Below are 23,098 nucleotides of genomic sequence, written 5' to 3' on the forward strand. Positions count from 1 at the left end.
GGGGATGGTATTATCCCCGGAAACAGAAAAAATATGACAAGGGATTGTTAATCATGAAAAAAACAATATTGGCGTTGTTACTGGGTCTTTCGTGTTCTGCTTTTGCCCAAGAGGCTGATGACGCCGACAGGCTCTACGATCGCCTCGAACAGCAAGATAATACCGCGCTGACCGCTCTCACCGATTTGGCTAAACGTCAGGACCCTCATGCTCTCTCCCTACTGGGGTTTGTCTACGAGTTTGGCGTTTCCGTTCCCAAAAATATCCAACAGGCCATCGACTATTATCAGCAAGCGTGTGCGCTGGGTGGTGATTATGGTTGTTATAACGCCGGGTATTTTTATCAATATGGCATCGGCGTGCCGCAGGATAACGCCCGGGCCAGCCAACTGCTGGAAAAGATTAATGCCGCAGATATTGATATCGAAACGACCAAGTCGCTCGGGCACACCATTTATGAAGCCAAAGCCAAGGCTGAAACCGATGCAGAGATGCGCGCCCCGATCCTGAAATATGTTTCCCGCTATTTAAATACTGCCGATGACGAAACGCGTCGGATATTCAGCCGCCTCGGCTTGAGTAAAAGCGATACGTTACGGCTGGCAAAGCGTTGGGCACAGCAAGGCGATCCCAAAGTAAACTTCTACGTCGGCCATTTTTATAATTTTGGTTACTCCCCGATCAAAGAGAAAGACATCGAGGCGATGCGGTGGTTTCGCCGCGCCGCAGAGGGCGGAGAGCCGGACTCGCAGAATCTTCTTGGCCTGGCCTATCGCGAAGGTCGCTGGGGCGTCGATGCTAATGCGCAAGAGGCTGTCACCTGGTTTGAACGTGCCGCGCAGCAGGGCAATAAAGATGCCATGATCAATCTGGGAGAAATGTATTACACCGGTGAAGAGATTGACGTTGATTATGACAAGGCGCGAGCGCTGTTTACCCAGGCCTACGACAAAGGCGTATCGCGGGCGGCAAAATACCTCGCTTGGATCTATTACAACGGTCAGGGCGTGACCAGCGATTGCCAGAAGGCCTGGGAGTATCGTGAACGGGGGCGCACTGGCGAAACCAAAGTCAGCTATATGGCGCACTGCGTCAACGATAAGCGTGGGCGTGAAGAAAACCGCCAAACCTTGCCCGCCTTGGTGTTGAAAAACCAGTCGACCTTTCTCGGTGGCAACGGTGGCGCATTGAAATGTGAAAATCATTTTATCGTTGATACCAACAAACTTGCTGAAGTGGCCAACTTGCGCGTCGTCGTCACGCTAAAAAACCGCGAGGGTGCCAGCGGGCAATTCACGCTGGCGTTTGCCCCCTTTGGCATGAACACCATGAACGAAACCCTGTACGGCAGGGAATACAGCTCCTTTCGTTCCGCCGAACTGGTTCCACAAAAAACCAAAGACTTTTGCCAGCCGGGTGACGTGACATTCCAGATCGATTCCGCCACGGCGCGCATCAACGGACAGGAAAAAGATCTGCTGGCGACCGGGATTATCAAGCCCTATGTTCAACATGCCGGGTAACCGTATTGCCTTAGGACAATTCGCCTGAACAGTGACGCAGCATCGAGAAAGCGAGCCCGGTTGATGCGCTATCAACAGGGCTCGCTTTCTGTGGTAAACTCAGTCCGTTTTCCCGCCGAATTGAACATGAGGTGCTTCTGAATACGCCGGCACAGCTTTCACTGCCACTTTCTTTGCCTGATGACGAAACCTTTGCCAGTTTCTACCCGGGAGAAAACGCGTCACTTCTGGCCGCCCTTCACAACGTGTTGCAACAAGAGCACGGTAGCTATATTTACTTCTGGTCACGGGAAGGGGGAGGGCGCAGCCATCTGCTGCATGCCGCCTGCGCGGCGTTATCACGTCAGGGCGATGCGGCGGGCTATGTGCCGTTAGACAAACGCGCTTATTTTGTGCCTGAAGTTCTGGACGGCATGGAGCAACTCGCGCTGGTCTGTATCGACAATATCGAATCCATTGCTGGCGATGATGCCTGGGAAATGGCGATGTTCAACCTCTACAACCGCATTCAGGAAGGGGGGCACACCCGGCTGTTGATCACCGGCGATCGCCCACCGCGTCAGCTTAATTTGCATCTGCCTGATTTGGCCTCTCGTCTGGATTGGGGACAGATTTATAAGTTGCAGCCGCTCTCTGATGAAGAGAAAGGCGAGGCGTTACAGTTGCGCGCCCGTCTGCGAGGTTTCGAGCTGCCAGAAGATGTGAGCCGCTTTTTGTTGAAGCGGCTCGATCGTGAGATGCGCACGCTGTTTATGACGCTCGATCAACTCGATCACGCCTCGATTACCGCCCAGCGTAAGCTGACTATCCCCTTCGTCAAAGAGATCCTGGGGCTATAACAGCGCCAGCACTTGCTCCGGTGGGCGGCCGATTCGTGCCCGCTCACCGTTGACCACAATGGGACGCTCCATCAACTTGGGGTGTTCAACCAGTGCCGCAATCAGCTGTGTTTCACTCAGCGTTGCATCCGACAGGTTTAAGTCGCGGTACAGATCTTCTTTCTGGCGCATTACTTCACGTGCGCTGCTAAAGCCTAACTGTGATAACAGTTGGCGAACCTGTGCAGCATCCGGTGGCGTATCCAGATAGAGCACCACGCGTGGCGTGACGCCGTGTTGCTGCAACAGCGCCAGCGTTTCACGGCTCTTGGAGCAGCGCGGATTGTGATAAATAACGATATTCTGTGACATGGGCTGTTCCTTGCTGTTTATACCCGTACAACTTCACGTTGCAGGTGCGTTGGCTGCACTCATTATTCGGCCCATCCCTGGGTCTCACCTCTTACGAGGCCGCCGCACACGGCGTTCAAATCTGCTCCTTGCAGATTTGTCACCCGAATCACTGACCTGAGTAAGCTCATCGGGATTGATTCACTTGCGCTGTTCAAAACGTAAACGTTTTGTCCTGCAACTCGAATTATTGAGGGTATATCAAGACTTTTCAAACTGACGGAAACGTTGCTGTAACTGGCGTAACTGGTCAATGCGGGCATCATAGCGCGCCTGCTCCAGACTGCCGAGTTTGCTTAGTGAACTGGCATTGCTGAACAGCCCGATGGCCTGATCCAATTTTCCGGATAACGCCAGCTCCTCTCCGCGCGCGGCAAGCTCTTCGGCGCGCATGCCCTGTGCGGCGGAGGCCTGCGCCAGCAGCGACCAGCCGTTGGGATCGCCCGGATTGGCGTAGGTATAACGATAAAGCAGGCGGCTGGCTGCGGCGGCCTGACCGCCTGTGACATAGGCGTTCGCCAGGTTCAATTGCAGCACTGGGTTGTTCTGGGCACCCGGCGCTTTTTGTAAGCGCGCGATGGCCAATGCGGCTTTATTTTGCGCCAGATCGATATCCGTCATCAGATCGAGAAACCAGGGACTGTCCGGGGTTTTATCCAGCAGCGGCTGAAGCACGGCGCGGGCATCGTCATATTTCTTCTCTTCATACGCGCGCACCGCTTTACCGTACTGTGCGGCAAGCTGCTCGCGTACATTGCCTTTTAGCCAGTTATCAATGGTCTCATCAGCGGTGGCCTTATACGCGGTGCTGTACATCGTCAGCGCGCGCATCTTGGCAAACAGAAAATCCTGTGAGGATTGGGTCGGTGCCGGGCGCATCTGGTTGGCGCGGTTACGGGCATCGGCCAGACGGCTCTCTGGCAACGGGTGGGTCAACAGCATTTCCGGCGGTTTAGTGGCATAGCGTGATTGATCGGCCAGTTTTTGCATAAAGTTAGGCATAGCCTGTGGATCAAACCCGGCCCGCTGCAACACTTGCAGACCAATACGATCGGCTTCCTGTTCATTGGACTGCGTGAAGCTGATAATTCCCTGTTGTGCGCCCGCCAACGTGCCGCTCAGTGCTGCCATCCCCACCTGCGGGTTTGCCATGGCGAGCAGAATAGAACCCAATGCACCCATCCAGGTTAACGGGGCGCTGCGCTGTTGTGATTCCATGGCGCGCGCCAGATGGCGTTGGGTGACGTGCGAGATTTCATGCGCCAGTACCGAGGCCAGTTCGCTTTCATTTTCCGCGTAGCGGAACAAGGCAGAATGGATGACCACATTGCCACCGAAAAAGGCAAAGGCGTTCAGCTCATCGTTGCGAATAATGAAGAAGTGAAAAGGCGTGCGCACTGAGTTGGCGCTTTTGACTAACCGTTGGCCCAGTTGGTTGATGTATTGTACCAGCAGAGGATCGTCAATCAGCGGTGCACCGCCGCGCATTTGCCGTAGGTAGAAGTCACCCATGGCAATTTCTTGATTGATACTGAGCGTACCGCCCGCAGTGGTTCCCATATCGGGAAGCTGATCCTGCATATCTGCAACCACGGGAGCCGCGACGCCGCCCAGCATTGCGCCGAACAGCAGCGCAGTCAGGGTTTTCTTTACTCTCAATCCACGCAGAAACGTCTTGCCTGCCGGAGCGCTAATGCGAGGACGTTCAGCACCTAACCAATTGAAGACCATGAATGGGACCTTCTCGACTGCACGGTAAAAGCGATTAGCGCCTATCTTAGCCAGCGCGGAGGGAGCATGCAAAGTGGAATGCGGGAAAAGTGCAGCATAACAGCGCACCGTGCAAAAAATAGCATGCACAAGGTTGCGCGCAACATAAATCAGACTAATGCAAAAACACCGACACCTTAACAGTGTCGGTGGACACCTGACGCGCTATCAGGCGCTCTTCAGATAGTTCAGTACGATATCGTGGTGATCGCTGGTTTTGAAATCATCAAACACGTGCGCCACTTTACCGTCTTCACCAATCAAAAAGCTGATGCGGTGAATACCGTCGTAGGTTTTTCCCATGAATGTCTTTTCGCCCCATACGCCGAAGGCTTGTGAGATCTGATGATCTTCGTCGGACAACAGCGTAAAGTTCAGCAACTCTTTTTCCGCAAAGCGAGACAGTTTTTCCGGTTTGTCGGTGCTGATACCCAGTACTTCCACGCCATGTTTCTTCAGATCGTCCATGTTGTCGCGCAAACCACAGGCTTGCACGGTACATCCCGGCGTCATTGCTTTAGGGTAAAAATAGACCAACACTTTTTGTCCCTGGAAGTCGGTTAAATTTACTTGTTCGCCATCCTGGTCGGGCAAGCTAAATTTCGGTGCGGTATCACCGGCTTTCAGTGTGTTCATCACTACTCTCCATCTTTCTCTTCATGCTGTGGATAGTTCACGACGCTAATACTGCCTTGTGCGTGCAGTTCTGTACATAGCTGATGAAAGGCTGGCTCAATAATTGCGCCATTTAGCGTTTCAGGGCTGTGTGCAGTGATTTGAATATATAACGTTGACGGATGTCCGCTGGTGGCGGGCTGCGTTTTTGAAACCAGCTCCGCAATGTTCATGTGATGGGCGTCAAACAGCGCGGTAAAGCGTTCAATGATATGCGGGGAATCTGCCAGTTCAACCTTGACCCACACCGTCGAGGGCATTGGTGGGCGAGCCTGAGACTCCGTGCGCTTCATCACGATCAACAATTCCATTTCCGCCCCTTTGAGCGGCAGCGTGGATTCGATAAGCGTGATGGCGTTCCAACTTCCCGACAGCAGCATGATGAACGTGAACTCTTTGCCCAGCATCGCAAGACGACTATCTTCAATGTTACAGCCACAGCTACTGACGTGACGTGTGATGGCGTTCACAATCCCGGGACGATCGACGCCGAGGGCGGTGATAACCAGAGAGTGTTCTTGTTGGCTCGGCAAAATCTTGCTTCCTCTGCATCGGGTTGAGAGTAACATGGTAAACACAAAAAATTGTCTGGGGCAATTTTGAGTTTGTTCTGCGTGCGTTTTCCCGCGCCGCCGTCAGTCGCGGCATGCAGAAAGAAAAAAACCGCATGTCAGACGCCGACAACGCGGTTGCGCGCTTGCTTTTGCAGTGAAGTCAAAAGTACCATGAAGAACTTGTTTTTGGAGGGGATGGCGAATGTTTACGGGAAGTATTGTTGCACTGGTAACGCCGATGGACGACAACGGCGCCGTCGATCGTGCAAGCTTAAAAAAACTTGTTGATTATCATGTTGATAGCGGTACCGCGGCGATAGTGTCCGTCGGAACCACCGGAGAGTCCGCCACGTTGAGCCATGATGAACACGGCGACGTGGTGATGATGACGCTGGAACTGGCAGACGGACGTATCCCGGTGATCGCGGGAACGGGTGCCAATGCAACGTCGGAAGCCATCTCTCTGACCAAACGCTTTCACGGCACCGGTGTGGTGGGCTGCCTGACGGTAACCCCTTACTACAACCGCCCAACGCAGGAAGGGTTGTTCCAGCATTTTAAAGCGATCGCTGAGCACACCGATCTACCGCAGATTCTGTATAACGTACCGTCGCGTACCGGTTGTGACATGCTGCCGGAAACCATCGCCCGTCTTTCCGAAGTAAAAAATATTGTTGCGGTGAAAGAAGCCACCGGGAACTTAAGTCGTGTGAGTCAGATCCAAGAGTTGGTTGATGATAAATTCATTTTGCTGAGCGGTGATGACGCCAGCAGTCTGGATTTTATGCAACTCGGTGGTCGCGGCGTGATTTCCGTGACGGCGAACATTGCCGCACGGGAAATGGCACAGCTGTGCGCCCTGGCGGCACAAGGTGATTTCGCTGCGGCGCGCCGTTTGAATCAGCGCCTGATGCCACTGCATCAGAAATTATTTGTTGAACCTAATCCGATCCCAGTGAAATGGGCATGCAAGGCATTAGGATTGATGGCGACCGATACGCTTCGCTTGCCGATGACGCCGCTGACTGACGCCGGTCGGGCAGTGATGGAGCGCGCATTGAAGCAAGCTGGTTTGCAGTAACCCTTAGGGAGATTTGATGACTTCTTCAGTGCAAAAGTCCATGGTGGCAAAAGTGGTTGGTTTGTCGCTGGTTATGCTGTTAGCAGCCTGTTCCAGAGATCAGCGTCACAAACGTCAGGTCAGCGGCGATGAATCGTATTTGAAAGCGCCACAACCGAGGACGTTAGTGGCACCGGCAGGAATGATCCTTCCGGTGCAAAATGGGGATTACGAGATCCCGGCAGCCGCATCAACCGGTGAACTGGGTAAAGCGTTAGATATTTGTCCTCCTCTCCAGCCATTGGCGTTGTTAAGCGGATCGCGCACGCAAATTTCCGGTGATACGGCTACCTTGATGATCGAAAACAGTGCGCAGGCGAGCCGTTTGTGGCCGCAGGTGGTGCAGATCATTCAGGACAAGGGCTATGTGATTGCCAGCCGTCAGGATGCCTCGCAGACGCTGACCACCGATTGGATCTTCTGGCCGCGAGACGATGAAAGTGTGCCGTACCGCGCGCGTTATCAGATCTCCGTTCAACCTCAAGGGTATCAGGTTGCGGTTGTGGTGAAATTGCTCGGCCTTGAAGTGCAAAATACGCCAGTGGCAGAAGCGCTTCAGGTGCAACGTTATACCAGCCTGATGGCCAATGCCCTGTCAGATGCGTTGGAGAAACAGGCGGCTGCGCGTGAGAATGCGCAGACCCATCGTGCCGTTGGTACGCTGGACGTACTGAGCGGTGCGGATGATAGCGGCCTGCCGTTGCTGGTGGTGCGTGGTCCTTATTCGGTGGTCTGGGATCGACTTCCTGCCGCGCTGGAAAAAGTCGGCATGAAAGTGAACGATCGCAGCCGTCCACAAGGCTCCATTGCGGTGACCTACAAGGCTCCGGGCAGCAGCGCCTGGGAACGTCTGGGGGCGAAAGACCCTGAATTGGCCAACGGCGATTACAAATTGCAGGTTGGCGATCTGGGTAACCGCAGTACGTTGCAGTTTATCGACGCGAAAGGGCATACGCTCAGCCAGTCGAAAAACGACGCGCTCGTCGCCGTCTTCCAGGCGGCACTCAGTCACTAACAGCAAGAGCCGGTCACATCCGGCCCTTCTTTATTCGGCCCGGCGAATGCCGGTATTTTTATTGTTAATCAAGTATTAAATCATCGGGCCCGTTGTCGGTGGCCCACAACTGTGTGGAGTAATAAAAGATGCAAAAGCTAGCTGAGTTGTATCGCGGAAAAGCGAAAACGGTCTACACCACTGAAGATCCCGATCTGTTGGTGCTGGAGTTTCGCAATGATACGTCAGCCGGTGATGGCGCGCGCATTGAACAGTTTGATCGTAAAGGCATGGTGAACAACAAGTTCAACCATTTCATCATGAGTAAACTGGAAGAAGCGGGCATCCCGACGCAAATGGTCAAGTTGCTGTCCGACAACGAAGTGCTGGTGAAAAAGCTGGAGATGGTACCGGTAGAGTGCGTGGTACGTAACCGTGCGGCTGGTTCTCTGGTGAAACGCCTGGGTGTGGAAGAGGGCATTACCCTGAACCCGCCGCTGTTTGACCTGTTCCTGAAAAATGATGCCCTGCACGATCCGATGGTGAACGAGTCTTACTGCAAAACCTTTGGTTGGGTGAATGAAACCCACCTGGCGCGCATGAAAGCACTGAGCTACAAAGCCAACGACGTGCTGAGCAAACTGTTTGATGACGCAGGCTTGATTCTGGTGGATTTCAAACTGGAATTCGGCTTGTTCAAAGGTGAAGTGGTGCTGGGTGATGAGTTCTCTCCCGACGGCAGCCGCCTGTGGGACAAGCAAACCCTGAACAAGATGGACAAAGACCGTTTCCGTCAAAGTCTGGGTGGTTTGATTGAAGCCTATGAAGAAGTTGCACACCGTCTTGGCGTAAAATTGGACTAAACGCGCAATCGTTTTCGTGTTAAGCCTTGCGTGCGTGCCGTTGCCTGCCATTCTCTGTGCTAAGCGGAGAATGGCAGGTTACCCGTACCAATGTGAGTATTGGGCTAATTAGCCGTGTCAAAACAGTGCTATCATCTGAGTCTTGAATGAAACCGATATTTTGACATCAGCATGGCAGGAAACCCCTTCCTCATGACTTCTTTCGATCCCACGCTTCTGATCCTGCTTGGCCTGGCGGGACTGGGTATTATCAGCCACAACATGACGGTCACCTGGGCGATGTTGGCGCTGCTAGCGGTACGCTTGACGCCGCTCAATGGATACTTCCCGCTGGTGGAAAAATATGGATTGAGCATCGGGATACTGATTCTGACCATCGGCGTGATGGCCCCGATTGCCAGTGGGAAAATCAGCGCCCATGACTTCTTTCAGGCATTCCTCAACTGGAAATCGCTGGTAGCGATTGCGGTGGGCGTTGCGGTTTCCTGGCTCGGTGGTCGCGGTGTTTCTCTGATGAGCAATCAACCTTCCGTGGTGTCGGGATTGCTGATTGGTACTGTGGCCGGTGTCGCATTATTCCGCGGCGTGCCAGTAGGTCCATTGATTGCGGCAGGTCTGCTCTCGTTGTTGATTGGCAAATCCTGAGAGCCGTATTGACATGTCTGAGCTCCTTACCCCAAACCTGCTCAGTGCTGACGCGAACGGCGATCCTACGCTGCTGCAGCGTGTTGGCGCGCGTCGCCTGCTGGTTATCAGCGGTGAGGTGAATTGGGTGCAACGGCAGGTGGAAGCGCTGTGCCGACAGACGCCGGGGGATTGGCTTTGGCTGGGGGGCATGCACCCTGACAGCATACCCTTTGGCAAAGCGCGGATGCTGCTGGGGCAGGAGTATCAGCATGCCGTCTTTGATGCCCGTATCGGACTGGATGTGGAAGCGCTGGCGATCGTGGCTGGCACGTTGCGTGCGGGCAGTTGGCTGCTGCTGCTGGTCCCGCCCTGGAATACGTGGGCACAACAACCCGATGCTGATAGTCTGCGCTGGAGTGAGCAATCGCAGGCGATAGCCACCCCGAATTTCATTACGCATTTTCAGCAACAGCTGCTGGCGGATGAGGAAATCACGCTGTGGCGGCAGGGGGAAGAGGGCGCCCTAAAACCGCTGGCTCCTCGTGCACCGTGGCACCCTCCCAGTGGTGATCCAACGCCACAGCAGCAGGCATTGCTGACCCGTCTACAGGCTGCGGCACCGGGCGTTTATGTGATTACTGCCGCGCGCGGGCGCGGTAAATCGACGCTGGCGGGAATGCTGGCCGCGCAGTGCACAGGCGTCTGTTGGGTGACATCCCCTTCCCGCGATGCTGCCGTTCAGTTGCTGCAATACGCTGGGGCTGAATTGCCGTTTTACGCTCCGGATGCCGTGCTCGCACATTGCCAATCGTCATCTGCGCCGCCGCTTGACTGGCTGTTGATTGATGAGGCGGCGGCGATCCCTGCGCCAATGTTGCAGGCGCTGGTAAGCTACTTCCCTCGCGTATTGATGCTCACGACGGTGCAAGGGTATGAAGGAACCGGGCGTGGTTTTCTGCTGAAATTTTGTGCCTCGCTGCCACAGTGCGACATACTGACGTTGGATCAACCACTGCGCTGGGCCGCAGACGATCCGCTGGAGCGTTTTCTGGATCAGGCCCTGCTTTTTCGTGACACGTTTACCGATGTCGATGCCCTGAATCTGGGGGACGCGAGAGTGCCTGCTGTCGTGACGAAATGTCTGGCGACAGCGTGGTTGAGCGAACCGGCAGGTTTGCATTGGTATTATGCCTTACTATGCAGCGCGCATTACCGCACCTCACCGCTTGATTTGCGGCGCTTGCTGGATGCGCCCGATATGCATCTCTACGGCGCCCAACGGGGCGAGGCGTTGTGCGGTGTAGCCTGGTGGGTTGATGAAGGCGGTCTGTCACCCGCGTTAGCGCATGAGGTGTGGGCGGGGCGTCGTCGCCCACGCGGTAATCTGGTGGCACAATCATTGGCAGCGCACGGTGATGAGTGGCAAGCCCCGTGTTTACGTTCGCGGCGTATCAGCCGTATTGCGGTTGTCGCAGGGCAGCGGCGCAGTGGGATGGGTCATGCACTGATTGCCGCACAACGAGATACCGCGAGCAATGAGGGTATTGATTTTCTGTCGGTCAGCTTTGGCTATCAGTCTGAACTGTGGGCATTCTGGCAGGCTTGCGGGTTTCAACTGGTGCGTATTGGCAGCCATCGCGAGGCGAGCAGTGGCTGCTATAGCGCGATGGCGGTTTTGCCTATCAGTGAAGAAGGTCGGCAACTGGTCAGGCGTGCCGAACGGCGTCTTGCTCAGGAATGGACAGCCTTGCGCCGCCTCATCCCTCTGGCACTGCCGTTGCAACTGCCGGCATCCTATCGTTCTATACTCGATGACGCCGAGTGGCGCAGTCTGGCCGGACTCGATGACGCCGAGTGGCGCAGTCTGGCCGGGTTCGCTTTTGCGCATCGTGGCATGGAGCCGACTTTTGCCGCGTTGACCTCCCTGCTGGCACGCTCCGGGCTGCCGCTGCCTGCGTTGCGTTTGCTCAATGCCCATCCGCACGATCCAGAGCGTGGGGTGACGCGGTTTTCATTAAGCGGTAAAAAAGCGCTGTTACAACGCTGGCGTGAGGAGACGGCTCAGGCTCTTGCCGAGCTTGATGCAGCAACCTGTGCGCGTTGGCAACGCTGGACGCAACCGGGTGGTTTCCGATTGAATAAATAAATGCCTTGGCGGAATGGACCTGTCTGCCGGCATACGCAGTAATCGATATGGAGAAGAGCGACATATTATGGTGATGGGAATTTTTTGCGGTTCGAGTGCGGGAAGTGATACTGCTTTTATTGATGCGGCGCGCGTGACGGGAAAAGCGCTGGCGCAGGCCGGTATTGCGATTGTTTACGGCGGTGGCCGTGTCGGGTTGATGGGCGCGGTCGCGGATGCGGCGCTGGCACAGGGCGGCAAGGTGATTGGTGTCATGCCGCGCTTGCTGGCCGATCAAGAGCTTTCTCATCCGGGCCTGACCACGCTGCATGTGGTGGAAAACATGCATGAACGTAAAGCCAAAATGGCGCAGATTGCCGATGGTTTTATCGCGATGCCGGGTGGTCCGGGGACGCTGGAAGAGATTTTTGAACAGTGGACCTGGGCGCAATTGGGGATCCATGACAAACCTTGCGCGTTTCTCAATGTTAACGGCTATTTTGACCCGTTGAAAACCATGAATGAGACGATGGTCTGTCAGGGTTTTATGAAGCAACCCTATGCCGATATGCTCACGTTTTCCGACAGCATTGAGGATATTCTGCGCGTTTTCGCCACTTATACGCCGCCGCATAAGTGGACGCCTGCGTTTCGTCAGGTAGGGTGAGACAGTGATGGAGACGTCCCGTGTGATTCGCATTGCCGCTGCCGTGATCACCGATGCGACAGGTGCCTGCCTGCTGGTTCGCAAGCAGGGCACAACGGCATTTATGCAACCGGGGGGGAAAATGGAGCCCGGTGAAACGTCAGAGCAGGCGCTGGTGCGCGAACTGAAAGAAGAATTGTCGATTCAGATTGCGATAGCGGATCTGACGTATCTTGGTCATTTTTCCGATCACGCGGTCAATGAGCCTGGGTATGTTGTTGAAGCCGATGTGTACCGGGTGCAGGGGGTGAGTAGCGTAACTCCGGCGGCTGAAATTGCCGAAATCGCCTGGGTTAACCCAACCGCGCCGACGACATTGCGCCTGGCCCCGTTGACTCAGCAACAATTATTGCCCCTTGCCGCCGCATTTTGATGCCGTTGTGACAGGCTGACCACTGTGTCAGCCTGGTATTTCTCTTTTTCTTTCCTGCCTATGGGGTGAACGAGGTGAGGGCGTGTCATTGGAAATAATGGAATGACTTGTTCAATAAATCCCGATAGCACGCGATAGCCGCAGGGGTATCATGCTGGAATACCACGACAAAACGGGATATATCATGAGCGATGCAATTACAGTACAACAACCGGAGCAGGCGCAGCGTTTGGTCCTGCTGTTTCACGGTGTTGGCGACAGTGCCAACGGTATGGCGGCACTGGGGCGTTATTTCGCCGATGCCTTGGCGGATGCCTGTGTTGTCAGTCTCAATGGGCCAGAAAGCACCGAATGGGGCGCCGGGCGTCAGTGGTTCTCCGTGCAAGGGGTGACCGAAGAGAACCGTCAGGCGCGCGTTGATGCGGCGATACCGGGATTTTTGTCAACGGTGCGCCATTGGCAGGATAAGGTTGGGGTCGATGCTGCACATACCGTGCTGGTTGGGTTTTCGCAGGGGACCATCATGTCTCTGGAAGCGCTCAAGGCGAACCCGAGGATTGCCGGTACGGTTATCGCCTTTAGCGGCCGTTTTGCCTCGTTGCCTGAATCTGCATTGACGCCAGCGGTGGTGCATTTTATCCACGGAGAACAGGACAGCGTGATTTTGCCTGTGCATGCACAGGCTGCTGCTCAGCGCATGCATTCGTTAGGCAGTGCGCATTCACTCGATATGATTGCGGGGGTAGGTCACTCGATTGATGGTCTGATGCTGCAACAGGCGCTGGGTTATCTGGCATAACCACTCACGTTGCTGGTAAGGCGGTTCTACCCATGAATCGCCTTTATTTTTCTTTGCCCTTCCTCGCTATTTCCCCTCCGCACTGAATGAGATATCGCGCCAAAATCATGTTGAGTAGTTTTTCTGTCCATATAAAAAGTGAATTTTTCCATATTTAAATAACGTTGAATGGCCGACGATGTTATTGCACTGTTTATGTGTTGCATTGCATCGGTAGTGCACTATACCCGTCATACTTCAAATTGCAGGTGCGTTGGCTACGTTCATTCACCCGAATCACTTACTTGAGTAAGCTCATCGGGGTTCATTCGCTTGCCGCGTTACGAGACGCATAAATGCGTCTCGCCCTAAAGGGCCAGCGCAAGCGCTGTTCAAAACGTTAACGTTTTGTCCTGCAACTCGAATTATTTAGGGTATATACACACCATAATGTCTGACGTTTTTCCCGCTATACCCATATGTATTTGCGTCGCTGGCCTCTTTAACGCCGGTTATTCTTGCCGCTGCATCATTGCGTCAATGGCGCGGCGCGAATCATTGAGGGTATATACATGTCACGTCCTTTTAGGAAATAAGGGTGTTATATGTTCAAACGTATAAAAGTTGTGACCATTCTTATTGTTGTTCTCTTAACTCTGGGTATTTCACAATTTCTCACCGGTGCACTTTCCATGCGTGCGCTGGTCAATGACCGAGAAAGATTTCAGGCTTCACAGCGTGCGAATCAAAGCGTGGCGGCGTTTACCGATGCCTGGATTATGATGAATCAAACGCGTATTGCCGTCGGTACCATGATTCAAAATATGATGATGGGAAATGCGGATAAAGACGCGATGCAGTCGCTGCTGCAAATGGCGAAGGAGCGCATTGCCAGTTCCGAAAGTCGCTACAAGGCCTATCAGGCCCTTCCGCCGTCGCCGGGGGTGGATCCGGCGCTGATCAAAAAACTGGAAGAGAGTTATGTCGTTTATCAGAAACTGTTGAACGATATCGTCAATTCGCTGGCCGGAGGATTGGCCGGGGCGGCAATGAAACTGCATGAGGGGGCGGCACCGCTCAATGTGGCGATGCAAGAAAACTACCTGGCATGGCGTGAGGCGCAAACGCAGGTAGCCGATAATGGACTGCGCGATAACCATCGTGCTTTTCAGGAGATGTTGTGGCTATTAGGGGCTATTTCACTGCTGGTGGTGCTGGTGATCGTGCTCAGTTGGGTAGGGTTACAGCGTATCTTGCTGCAACCATTGCGTGCACTGATGCGCCATATCAATGCGATTGCCAAAGGCGATCTGACACAGTCGATTGACGTTGAAGGACGAAATGAGATGAGCCAGCTTGCCACCGGTTTGCATCATATGCAGCGTTCATTAATTGATACGGTAAGCGCGGTGCGTGACAGTGCACAGTCGATTTACACCGGTGCCAGCGAGATCTCGGCAGGCAGCAACGATCTGTCATCGCGTACTGAGCAGCAGGCCGCGTCGCTGGGCGAAACCGCTGCCAGCATGGAACAGTTGACCGCCACGGTAAAACAGAACTCACACAGCGCGCGGCAGGCGGCGCAGGTCGCAAAAGAGGCGTCGGAGACGGCAGACAAAGGTGGGGTAAAAGTCAGCCATGTGGTGATCACCATGAACCAGATTTCCGACAGCTCGCAAAAAATCGCGGATATCACCAATGTGATCGATGGTATTGCTTTTCAGACCAACATTCTGGCACTGAATGCCGCTGTGGAGGCCGCTCGAGCGGGCGATCAAGGCCGTGGTTTTGCCGTGGTGGCAGGCGAAGTGCGCACGCTGGCACAGCGCAGCGCGCAGGCGGCCAAAGAGATCAAGACCCTGATTGACGATTCGGTCAATCGCGTCAGCACCGGGGCGATGCAAGTGCGGGAAGCGGGAGACACCATGCAGGAAATTGTCACGGCGGTGAGTCGCGTGACCGATATTATGGGCGATATTGCGTCGGCGTCCGATGAGCAAAGCCGTGGCATCGATCAAGTGGGACAAGCGGTGAGCGAAATGGATCGGGTGACGCAGCAGAATGCGGCGCTGGTAGAAGAATCCGCCTCTGCGGCAGCCTCTCTGGAGGAGCAAGCGGGCTTTTTACAAGGTGCCGTGTCGGCATTCAATATTGGCAATAACCAAAGCGTGCCGCCTGCTGCGGCACAGCCGTTTACACGCGGTACGCAAGGATTATTACCTGCGGTGAAAAACGCCTCCGGGCGTCGATCAGAACACAACTGGGAGGCGTTTTAGACCGCTTAACACGGGGCCGTGAGGCGTGCTGCGGCCCGGTTACAGGCGTTCAACGATCAGCGCGATGCCCTGGCCGCCGCCAATGCACAGCGTTGCCAGCCCCAGCGTTTTGTCGTAGCTGTGCAGCGCGTGGACAAGCGTAACCAGAATACGTGCACCGCTGGCACCGATCGGGTGGCCCAGCGCAATCGCGCCGCCGTTGACGTTAACTTTTTCCGGGTCCAGACCCAAATCGCGCTGTACGGCCAGGAATTGTGCCGCAAACGCCTCATTGGCTTCGATCAGATCGATATCCTGAATGGTCAGTCCTGCCTTGATCAGCGCTTTTTGGGTGGCAGGAATTGGACCTAATCCCATCACCTCGCTCGGAACACCGGCTGAGGCCCAACTGCGAATGCGTGCCAGCGGCGTGATCCCCTGCTGACGAGCTTCCGATTCCCGCATCAGCACCAGCGTTGCGGCCGCATCGTTGATTCCCGAGGCGTTGCCCGCCGTGACGGTGCCGTCCGGCAGGAACGCCGGGCGCAGTTTACCCAATGAATCCAACGTGGTCTCGGCACGCACGAATTCATCCTGATTGAAGATACGCGTCTCTTTTTTCACGCGCAGCGCAATCGGGGTGATCTCAGCCTCAAAGCGACCGCTGGCCTGTGCAGCGGCAGCTTTTTGCTGCGATGCGAAAGCGACAGCATCCTGATCTTCCCGCGTAAAGCCGTACTGTTTGGCGATATTCTCGGCCGTGATTCCCATATGGTAATCATTGAAAGCGCACCACAGACCGTCTTTGATCATGGAATCGATTAATTTGCCATCGCCCATGCGGTAACCCTGACGCGCTTTCTCCAGCAGGTAAGGGGCGGCACTCATGTTTTCCATACCTCCCGCGATACAGACCTGATTGTCGCCGGCAACAATGGATTGTGCACCGAGCGCTACCGCTTTGAGGCCGGAGCCGCACACTTTGCTGACAGTAAAGGCGGGCGTTTCAATGCCGAGCCCGGCAGCCTGACTCGCCTGATGCGCCGGGTTTTGGCCTAAACCGGCACTCAGCACATTGCCCAGCATCACTTCATCAATTTTCAAACCCTGCGGCAGGGATGACAGACTGTCTTTTATCGTGGTGCTTGCCAGTTCAACGGCGGACGTTGTGGCCAGACTGCCCGCGAATTTACCGATCGCAGTACGTTTAGCGCTTACAATTACCACGGAATCTTGTGTGTTCATCAGGGTCTCCTTAGTGGACTTTTAACGGTTGCAGGTCGTCGGAGACAATGAAGTTGGCTTCTGTCTTCTGGAGCAGTTCGTCGAGGGTGATATCCGGGCTGATTTCGCGCAGCACCATCTGCTGGTCGATAAATTCAAATACCGCCAGTTCGGTGACCACCATGCTGACTTTGTTGGCGGCGGTCAGGGGATAGGTACATTCATGCAGCAGTTTAGGTGCACCGTTTTTAGCGCAGTGCTCCAGCGCAATGATCACTTTTTTAGCACCAACCACCAGATCCATGGCACCGCCCATGCCGGGCACCATTTTGCCGGGCACCACCCAGTTGGCGAGGTTGGCATGTTCATCCACCTGCAAACCGCCGAGTACGCACACGTCAACGTGACCACCGCGGATCAGCGCGAAGGAGAAGGCGCTGTCAAACATCGCCGCGCCCGGCACCATACCGCAGGGTTGTCCACCCGCGTTAACCAGATTGGTGTCGATGTCGGTAATGGCACCTAAACCGAGAAAGCCGTTTTCCGATTGGAAGGTTACTTCAATGGCCTCGGGGACGTAGTTGGCGACCTGAGTTGGCAGGCCAATCCCTAAATTCACAACGTCGCCGTCGTTTAACTCCAGCGCGACGCTGCGAGCAATAATTGATTTAGCGTCCATTATTTTTCTCCAACATAAAGGTGATCGACCAGTGCAGCAGGCGTCACAATGCATTCCGGCGCTAATTGGCCGACAGGAATAACCTGTTCGCATTGCGCCACCACGTTGTCTGCGGCAAGTGCTATCAGAGGATTAAAATTACGGGCGGTAAGGTGATAAATCAGATTTCCACGGGTGTCAGCGATGCTTGCCTGAATAATGGCAAGATCGGCTTTTAACGGTAATTCCAATAAATAGGTCGTATTATCGAGGGTGATTTTTTGTTTATTTTCTTCCACCACAGTGCCAACCCCTGTCGGGGTGAGAAAACCACCCAGTCCGGCGCCGCCACTGCGAATACGTTCTGCCAGTGTGCCCTGTGGTACCAGCTCGACATCCAGCGTTTCGGCAATCATGCGCTTGCCCGTTTCCGGGTTGGTGCCAATGTGTGAAACGATGACTTTTTTAACCTGACCGTTGGCAATTAATGGGCCAACGCCGGTGTCAGGAAATGCCGTGTCATTACCAATCAGGGTTAAATCAGTGACGCCGGATTTGATGATTTCTTTTACCAATAAATCCGGGGTTCCGACACCCATAAAACCACCGAACATAATTGTCATTCCGTCTTTTTAATAAAGATCGGAAATAACTGGCATCACTGATTTTGTTTTTCATTATTCAGCTACTCCATCAATCAAAGGACGCTATTGCTGTTTTTAGGCAACGGCGATCCCATCGAAAATTAGTGATAATTTTCGAAAATCGTTATCCAGATAATCGGGTGGTATAGTGGGGCAATAGTCGTTGCCCCACTATATCCGTCATACTTCACGTTACAGGTGTGCTGGCTGCGTTCGTTATTCGGCCCATCCCTGGGCCTCACCTTTTACGAGGCCGCCGCACGCGGCGTTCAAATCTGCTCCCGGCAGATTTGTCACCTGAATCACTTACCTGAGTAAGTTCATTGGGATTCCTTCTCTTGCCGCGTTACGAGACGCATAAATGCGTCTCGCCCTAAAGGGCCAACGCAAGCGCTGTTCAAAACGTTAACGTTTTGTCCTGTAACTCGAATTATTTAGGGTATACGCTTTTAGCCGTACCACGGGCGAACCCGTGGCAATCGTTTAGATATCCATGTCCAGAATGGCTGCACTCAGCCCTTTGCCGTGCATATCCAGCGCCAGTGAGCGGGTAACACCGCCACCCAGTGCGCCATACATGACAAAGTTCAGCGCGCCAATGGCGGGCAGTTCGTAGCGAACGACGTCACCGGTGACGATATCGGCAAACCAGGCTTTAACTTTTTCCGCCGTAACGGCCGTTTTGATTTTCTCAAAATCTTCCGCACGATAAGCAATCAGCGAGATATTCGACGTATTGCCTTTGTCGCCAGTGCGGGAGTGAGCGATTTCACGTAGTTTCATTATTTGATCTCCAGGTAGTTAACCGCTGGGGTAACGAAAGCGCGCGCCAGCAGGGTGGAATCCATGGCCAGAATCTCTTTAACGCCTTTATTGACGCCACCGCCACCCGCAGGGCCGTTGGTGTACAGCGTTTCCACTTCGTTGCCCACTTTCACTGCCTGTGCGCGAGTGGCGCAGCGAGCGGCCACGCGCGCGCGCACTTCATAAGGCTCGCTGCGTTGAGAACGTTCTGCGCCGTGCAGCGCGTCTACGCCAATCAAATCGAAACGCACTTCTGACGGTGCGAAACCGCATACTTCAAAACGGCCTTTGACGATATCGAGCGCCAGACGTCCGCGCGCGACAGCACCCGGTCCAGCGTAGGAAATTTCCCCTTCGCCGATAAAGCCATCCTGATAGCCGACGGAGACTTTCAACGTGTCGGTTTTGGCGCGGCCCGTGGCACCTTGAACGCGAACCCGGTCTTCACCCACCTGAGTGAAGGTGACACCGGTGAAATCGGCCACGACATCGGGAGTGATATAGCTGTCCGGACGGTGGATTTCATACAGCATCTGCTCTTTGCAGGTGTCCACGCAAACCCGGCCGCCAGAACCGGCAACTTTGGTGATAACCGCATCGCCGTTTTCGTCAATTTCCGCGATCGGGAAGCCAAGGCGCTCCAGATGCGGAATATCCTTGAAGCCAGGATCGGCATAGTAACCACCGGTGATCTGTCCAGCACATTCCAGCAGGTGACCAAGGCAGGTGCCTTTGCCCAAGTGTTCCCAATCGTCGGCTGCCCAGTTGAATTCATACATCATCGGTGCCAGGAACAGCGACGGGTCAGATACGCGTCCGGCGATAATGATGTCTGCACCGTCATGCAGCGCTTTGACCATGGCATCAGCGCCCATGTAGGCATTGGCGGAAAGGATCTCTTTACCGCAGGTAGAAACTGGCTGGCCGATTTCATCCAGACGTGCATCTTGTTGAATCAATACATCGCGAACGTCATCACCGGTGACCACGGCAATTTTCAGCTGTGTGGCGCCCAGTTCTTTGGCGATCTCCAGCACGCGCTGGCCCGCTGCCGTTGGGTTGGCAGAACCCATATTGGTGATGATTTTGATACCTTTTTCCAGACAGGTTGGCAGCACCGCGTACATTCTGTCTGCCAGCAGCTCGTTGTAGCCCTTTTCCGGGTTTTGCTGCTTCTGTTTCTGGCCGATAGCGATGGTGCGCTCTGCCAGGCATTCGAATACCAGGTAGTTGATATCGCCTTTTTGCGCGAGCTCAAGAGCGGGCTCGATGCGATCGCCGGCATAGCCTGCGCCGGAACCTATACGGATAGTTTTCATAGCTTTACCTTCTATATTTAAAACGGCTCTGGTTACGGTGTACTGGCGCTTAAAGCGGGAACACACCAAAGATGACGCAGGCAAATGTCATGACGACACTGGCTGCCCAGAGCACGGGAATAGAGAATTTCTGGTGGTCGGCCAAATCGACGCCTGCCAGGCTGCACAGCAGGAACGTGGCTGGGGTCAACGGGCTGACGGGGAAACCGGTGGTCATCTGACCCAATACGGAGGCCTGTGCCACTTGAATGGCCGGGACGCCCAGCATTTCGCCGGTGTGAGCGATAACGGGCATGATGCCGAAGTAATAAGAGTCCGGGTCAAACACCAGGCTCAGCGGCATGGAGATGAGACCCACCACGAACGGAATGTGAGATGCCAGTGCTGGAGGAACGAAGCCGACGGCCGCTTCAGACATGGCTTTCAGCATACCGGCGCCACCCATGATGCCGGTGAAGGCACCTGCGGCGAACAGGATACTGGCCATCATCAGTGCTGCTTTGGCGTGCGCATTGATACGTGCTTTCTGCATTTCAACATTGGGATAGTTCACCATCAGTGCGACGGTCAGCGCGACCATAAAGGCCACGGTCGGCGAGATCTTGGTGAAGACCATGGTGCCAATCACGCACACTACCAGCGCGATGTTGATCCAGAACATGTGTGGACGACGCAGCGCTTTCTCTTCGTCAGTCAGTTCTTTTACGTGCTGTTGGGCATCGAACGACGCAGAGCTACCCGCCAGCGGGTTGCTACCCGACAGACCCAGGCGTTTCTCCTCTTTCTTACCCCAGTAGTAGCCCATCAGCACCATGAAGACCAGGCCACAAATCTGCGCAGGGATTAACGGGATAAACAGGTCGTGGGTAGATATGTTCAATGCCGCTGAGGCGCGGATCATCGGTCCGGTCCACGGCAGGAAGTTCACACCGGCGCTCAGGGCGGTGATACCTACCAGAATGCGTTTGTCCATGCCCAGCTTGTTAAACAGCGGTAGCATGGCTGGCACCGTGATCAGGAAGGTGACCGCACCGTTGCCATCCAGGTGTGCCAGCAGGGCCAATACCCCAGTACCGATAATGATCCTTACCGGGCTGGTTCACACCATGCGCAAGATGCCGCGAATGATAGGATCAAACATGCCAGCGTCGGTAACGACGCCGAAAAAGCAGATGGCAAACACAAACATGGCGGCCATCGGTGCCAGTTTGGTGATCCCGTCCACGACGTATTTTGCTGTGTCAGTACCGCTTCCTGCTAATAATGCTCCAGCAATCGGAATGACAATCAATGCCACCAGCGGTGACATTCGTTTGGTCATGATGAAAAATAATAGGGTGGCAATGGTGAGCACCCCGATTAACGCTAACATACAGCACTCCTCTACTTATTATTGTGCGCAGTTGACAATGCATGCTGGTTTAACGATTATGTTAAAAAATATCGTTTTTTTATAACAAACATGAAAATCAACGCCTAACCCAGAACAGATATTGTTGGCTGCGCTATTTTTATCATTTGGAATTGGTTCAGACTAACTCATAATGGCAATGGATTCATTTGAAAACAGAATTGGTTTATTCTATTTGCAGATCAAATAAATAGACATAAATTACCTATATATAGGTAACTGATTGTTTTGAAATGATATCGAAGAATAATTTTCGATAGGCGTAGGTGAGGTGTTGTGATTCTGCTTCAAAATGTAGCAATTGCATCTTTTATCTGAAGGCCAAATAAGATTAAATAATTGTGGCAGTGATCATAAAAACAAAATAAGTCGCTTGATTGAAATAAAGTTTGTTAATTTTTTACCGATGTGTAAGGTCTATACCCAAAATAATTCGAGTTGCAGAACAAAACGTTAACGTTTTGTTCTGCAACTTGAATTACGACGGGTATATTTCAGATAGAGGTGTTATGAACTTATCCATAAAACAATTGAGGGCATTTATTGCGCTCACGGAAACTGAAAACTTTACCCGGGCAGCGCAGAAAATAAACTTGTCGCAGCCTGCCTTTAGCGCGTTGATCGCGACATTGGAAGATGAGGTGGGATATCGTCTTTTTGACCGTGATACGCGCAAGGTACAGTTAAACGGAAATGGCATCCACTTTATTGATATTGCTCGTCGACTCATTCAGTCACATGATGACGCCGTCGTGGAGATTCAGTCGTATGCCACCGGATACAAAGGCAAAATTGTATTGGCAGTGTTGCCCTCAATGGCGGTGGAATGGTTGCCGAAGGTGCTGGCACAGCATCATCGCGCACATCCTGATATCAAGGTTGAATTGTTGGATACGCAGTGGGATCGCTGCCTAAAAGCTATTCTGGATGGGCGCGCGGATCTGGCATTAACCGCAGGTCAGCCTTCTCCGGGCACGTTCAGTTCCCGAATGCTGTTTGCCGATGAGTTTTTCCTGATTTGCCATCGCAATCACCCTCTGGCACAGCGCCAGAGCGTTGACGTTGCCGAAGTGGCGCAGCACGCCTTTGTGGGCTTATCTCAGGGGACCAGCATCCGTCAGTACACCGATCAACTGATGGCGCCGCACAGTTTTAACTACGTGCTTGAAGTGCGTCAACTGACCACCATGATGGGGCTGGTTGCGGCCAACTATGGGGTGAGCATTGTGACTGGCCTGACGCTGTTTCAGTTTCAGCACAAAGATATCGCAATTGTGCCGTTTCGCGATCTGTCGTTACAGCGTGGCATCTATCTGGTGACCGACAAAGAGCGGCAGTTGTCGCAATGTGCCAAAGAGTTCTATGAATTTTTGCTGGAAAAAGCGGAGAGTTTCACCCCGCGCTCAGTATCCTGACGCTTTATTAAAAAACGGCCCACCGGGCATG

Annotated in this window: 23 protein-coding genes; 12 read left to right on the forward strand and 11 right to left on the reverse strand. The window is 53.9% G+C overall.

Going from position 1 to position 23,098, the window contains the following annotated elements; all coding sequences use genetic code 11:
- Positions 1–53: 53 nt before the first annotated feature.
- Positions 54–1,523: a tetratricopeptide repeat protein gene (locus K6K13_RS05965; protein ID WP_252120431.1), complete on the forward strand. Its 1,470-nt coding sequence runs from the start codon at positions 54–56 to the stop codon at positions 1,521–1,523.
- A 131-nt stretch (positions 1,524–1,654) separates the two neighbouring features.
- Positions 1,655–2,362 (forward strand): DnaA inactivator Hda, encoded by a 708-nt coding sequence (gene hda / locus K6K13_RS05970; RefSeq protein WP_222159954.1) that lies wholly within the window; start codon positions 1,655–1,657, stop codon positions 2,360–2,362.
- On the opposite strand, the gene arsC is transcribed toward hda, so the two are convergent.
- The 4 genes from arsC to K6K13_RS05990 all read right to left on the reverse strand — a co-directional run bounded on the left by arsC (position 2,357) and on the right by K6K13_RS05990 (position 5,766).
- A complete protein-coding gene (gene arsC, locus K6K13_RS05975; RefSeq protein WP_222159955.1) occupies positions 2,357–2,713 on the reverse strand; it encodes an arsenate reductase (glutaredoxin) in 357 nt (118 codons plus the stop codon). The two genes, hda and arsC, sit on opposite strands and share 6 nt — an antisense overlap.
- 240 nt (positions 2,714–2,953) lie before the next feature.
- Positions 2,954–4,369 (reverse strand): beta-barrel assembly-enhancing protease, encoded by a 1,416-nt coding sequence (gene bepA / locus K6K13_RS05980; RefSeq protein ID WP_252120495.1) that lies wholly within the window; start codon positions 4,367–4,369, stop codon positions 2,954–2,956.
- A gap of 321 nt (positions 4,370–4,690) precedes the next feature.
- Positions 4,691–5,158 (reverse strand): thioredoxin-dependent thiol peroxidase, encoded by a 468-nt coding sequence (gene bcp, locus K6K13_RS05985; RefSeq protein WP_222159957.1) that lies wholly within the window; start codon positions 5,156–5,158, stop codon positions 4,691–4,693.
- 2 nt (positions 5,159–5,160) lie between these two features.
- Positions 5,161–5,766 (reverse strand): glycine cleavage system transcriptional repressor, encoded by a 606-nt coding sequence (locus K6K13_RS05990; RefSeq protein WP_222159958.1) that lies wholly within the window; start codon positions 5,764–5,766, stop codon positions 5,161–5,163.
- Positions 5,767–5,953: 187 nt separating this feature from the next.
- Here K6K13_RS05990 and dapA point away from each other — a divergent pair, with 187 nt between their 5' ends.
- The 9 genes from dapA to K6K13_RS06035 all read left to right on the forward strand — a co-directional run bounded on the left by dapA (position 5,954) and on the right by K6K13_RS06035 (position 15,613).
- Positions 5,954–6,832 carry a 4-hydroxy-tetrahydrodipicolinate synthase gene (gene dapA, locus K6K13_RS05995; protein WP_222159959.1) on the forward strand — a complete coding sequence of 293 codons (879 nt, stop codon included), beginning with the start codon at positions 5,954–5,956 and terminating at the stop codon, positions 6,830–6,832.
- A 16-nt stretch (positions 6,833–6,848) separates the two neighbouring features.
- Entirely contained in the window at positions 6,849–7,886 is a 1,038-nt protein-coding gene (gene bamC, locus K6K13_RS06000; protein WP_222159960.1) for an outer membrane protein assembly factor BamC, read from the forward strand.
- 128 nt (positions 7,887–8,014) lie between these two features.
- On the forward strand, positions 8,015–8,728 hold the full coding sequence (gene purC / locus K6K13_RS06005) for a phosphoribosylaminoimidazolesuccinocarboxamide synthase (protein ID WP_222159961.1): 714 nt from the start codon (positions 8,015–8,017) through the stop codon (positions 8,726–8,728).
- A 192-nt stretch (positions 8,729–8,920) separates the two neighbouring features.
- Positions 8,921–9,373 carry a DUF441 domain-containing protein gene (locus K6K13_RS06010; protein ID WP_222159962.1) on the forward strand — a complete coding sequence of 151 codons (453 nt, stop codon included), beginning with the start codon at positions 8,921–8,923 and terminating at the stop codon, positions 9,371–9,373.
- Positions 9,374–9,386: 13 nt separating this feature from the next.
- Entirely contained in the window at positions 9,387–11,501 is a 2,115-nt protein-coding gene (locus K6K13_RS06015) for a tRNA(Met) cytidine acetyltransferase TmcA (protein ID WP_222159963.1), read from the forward strand.
- Positions 11,502–11,565: 64 nt separating this feature from the next.
- Positions 11,566–12,147, forward strand: a complete 582-nt coding sequence (locus tag K6K13_RS06020) for an LOG family protein (protein WP_222160986.1) — start codon at positions 11,566–11,568, stop codon at positions 12,145–12,147.
- Positions 12,148–12,154: 7 nt separating this feature from the next.
- Positions 12,155–12,559, forward strand: coding sequence for an NUDIX hydrolase (locus K6K13_RS06025; protein ID WP_222159964.1), 405 nt, complete (start codon positions 12,155–12,157; stop codon positions 12,557–12,559).
- A 181-nt stretch (positions 12,560–12,740) separates the two neighbouring features.
- Positions 12,741–13,358: an esterase gene (gene ypfH, locus K6K13_RS06030; protein WP_222160987.1), complete on the forward strand. Its 618-nt coding sequence runs from the start codon at positions 12,741–12,743 to the stop codon at positions 13,356–13,358.
- A gap of 584 nt (positions 13,359–13,942) precedes the next feature.
- Complete coding sequence (locus tag K6K13_RS06035) at positions 13,943–15,613, forward strand: methyl-accepting chemotaxis protein (protein ID WP_222159965.1); 1,671 nt, start codon at positions 13,943–13,945, stop codon at positions 15,611–15,613.
- Positions 15,614–15,652: 39 nt separating this feature from the next.
- On the opposite strand, the gene K6K13_RS06040 is transcribed toward K6K13_RS06035, so the two are convergent.
- The 7 genes from K6K13_RS06040 to K6K13_RS23110 form a co-directional block, all read right to left on the reverse strand.
- On the reverse strand, positions 15,653–16,837 hold the full coding sequence (locus K6K13_RS06040) for an acetyl-CoA C-acetyltransferase (RefSeq protein WP_222159966.1): 1,185 nt from the start codon (positions 16,835–16,837) through the stop codon (positions 15,653–15,655).
- 10 nt (positions 16,838–16,847) lie between these two features.
- Complete coding sequence (locus K6K13_RS06045; RefSeq protein WP_222159967.1) at positions 16,848–17,495, reverse strand: 3-oxoacid CoA-transferase subunit B; 648 nt, start codon at positions 17,493–17,495, stop codon at positions 16,848–16,850.
- On the reverse strand, positions 17,495–18,097 hold the full coding sequence (gene atoD, locus K6K13_RS06050; protein WP_222159968.1) for an acetate CoA-transferase subunit alpha: 603 nt from the start codon (positions 18,095–18,097) through the stop codon (positions 17,495–17,497). The genes K6K13_RS06045 and atoD overlap by 1 nt, the downstream gene beginning before the upstream one ends.
- A gap of 504 nt (positions 18,098–18,601) precedes the next feature.
- Positions 18,602–18,901, reverse strand: coding sequence for an AtuA-related protein (locus K6K13_RS06055; RefSeq protein WP_222159969.1), 300 nt, complete (start codon positions 18,899–18,901; stop codon positions 18,602–18,604).
- Positions 18,901–20,241 (reverse strand): acyclic terpene utilization AtuA family protein, encoded by a 1,341-nt coding sequence (locus K6K13_RS06060; RefSeq protein WP_222159970.1) that lies wholly within the window; start codon positions 20,239–20,241, stop codon positions 18,901–18,903. Before K6K13_RS06060 ends, K6K13_RS06055 begins: the two co-directional genes overlap by 1 nt.
- 49 nt (positions 20,242–20,290) lie before the next feature.
- Positions 20,291–21,304 (reverse strand): CitMHS family transporter, encoded by a 1,014-nt coding sequence (locus tag K6K13_RS06065; RefSeq protein ID WP_252120432.1) that lies wholly within the window; start codon positions 21,302–21,304, stop codon positions 20,291–20,293.
- A 36-nt stretch (positions 21,305–21,340) separates the two neighbouring features.
- Positions 21,341–21,613, reverse strand: coding sequence for a hypothetical protein (locus K6K13_RS23110; RefSeq protein ID WP_252120433.1), 273 nt, complete (start codon positions 21,611–21,613; stop codon positions 21,341–21,343).
- Between the two features lie 548 nt (positions 21,614–22,161).
- Here K6K13_RS23110 and K6K13_RS06070 point away from each other — a divergent pair.
- A complete protein-coding gene (locus tag K6K13_RS06070) occupies positions 22,162–23,067 on the forward strand; it encodes a LysR family transcriptional regulator (RefSeq protein WP_222159971.1) in 906 nt (301 codons plus the stop codon).
- Positions 23,068–23,098: the final 31 nt, after the last annotated feature.

Source organism: Symbiopectobacterium purcellii (genome assembly GCF_019797845.1).
GTDB classification, from domain to species: domain Bacteria; phylum Pseudomonadota; class Gammaproteobacteria; order Enterobacterales; family Enterobacteriaceae; genus Symbiopectobacterium; species Symbiopectobacterium purcellii.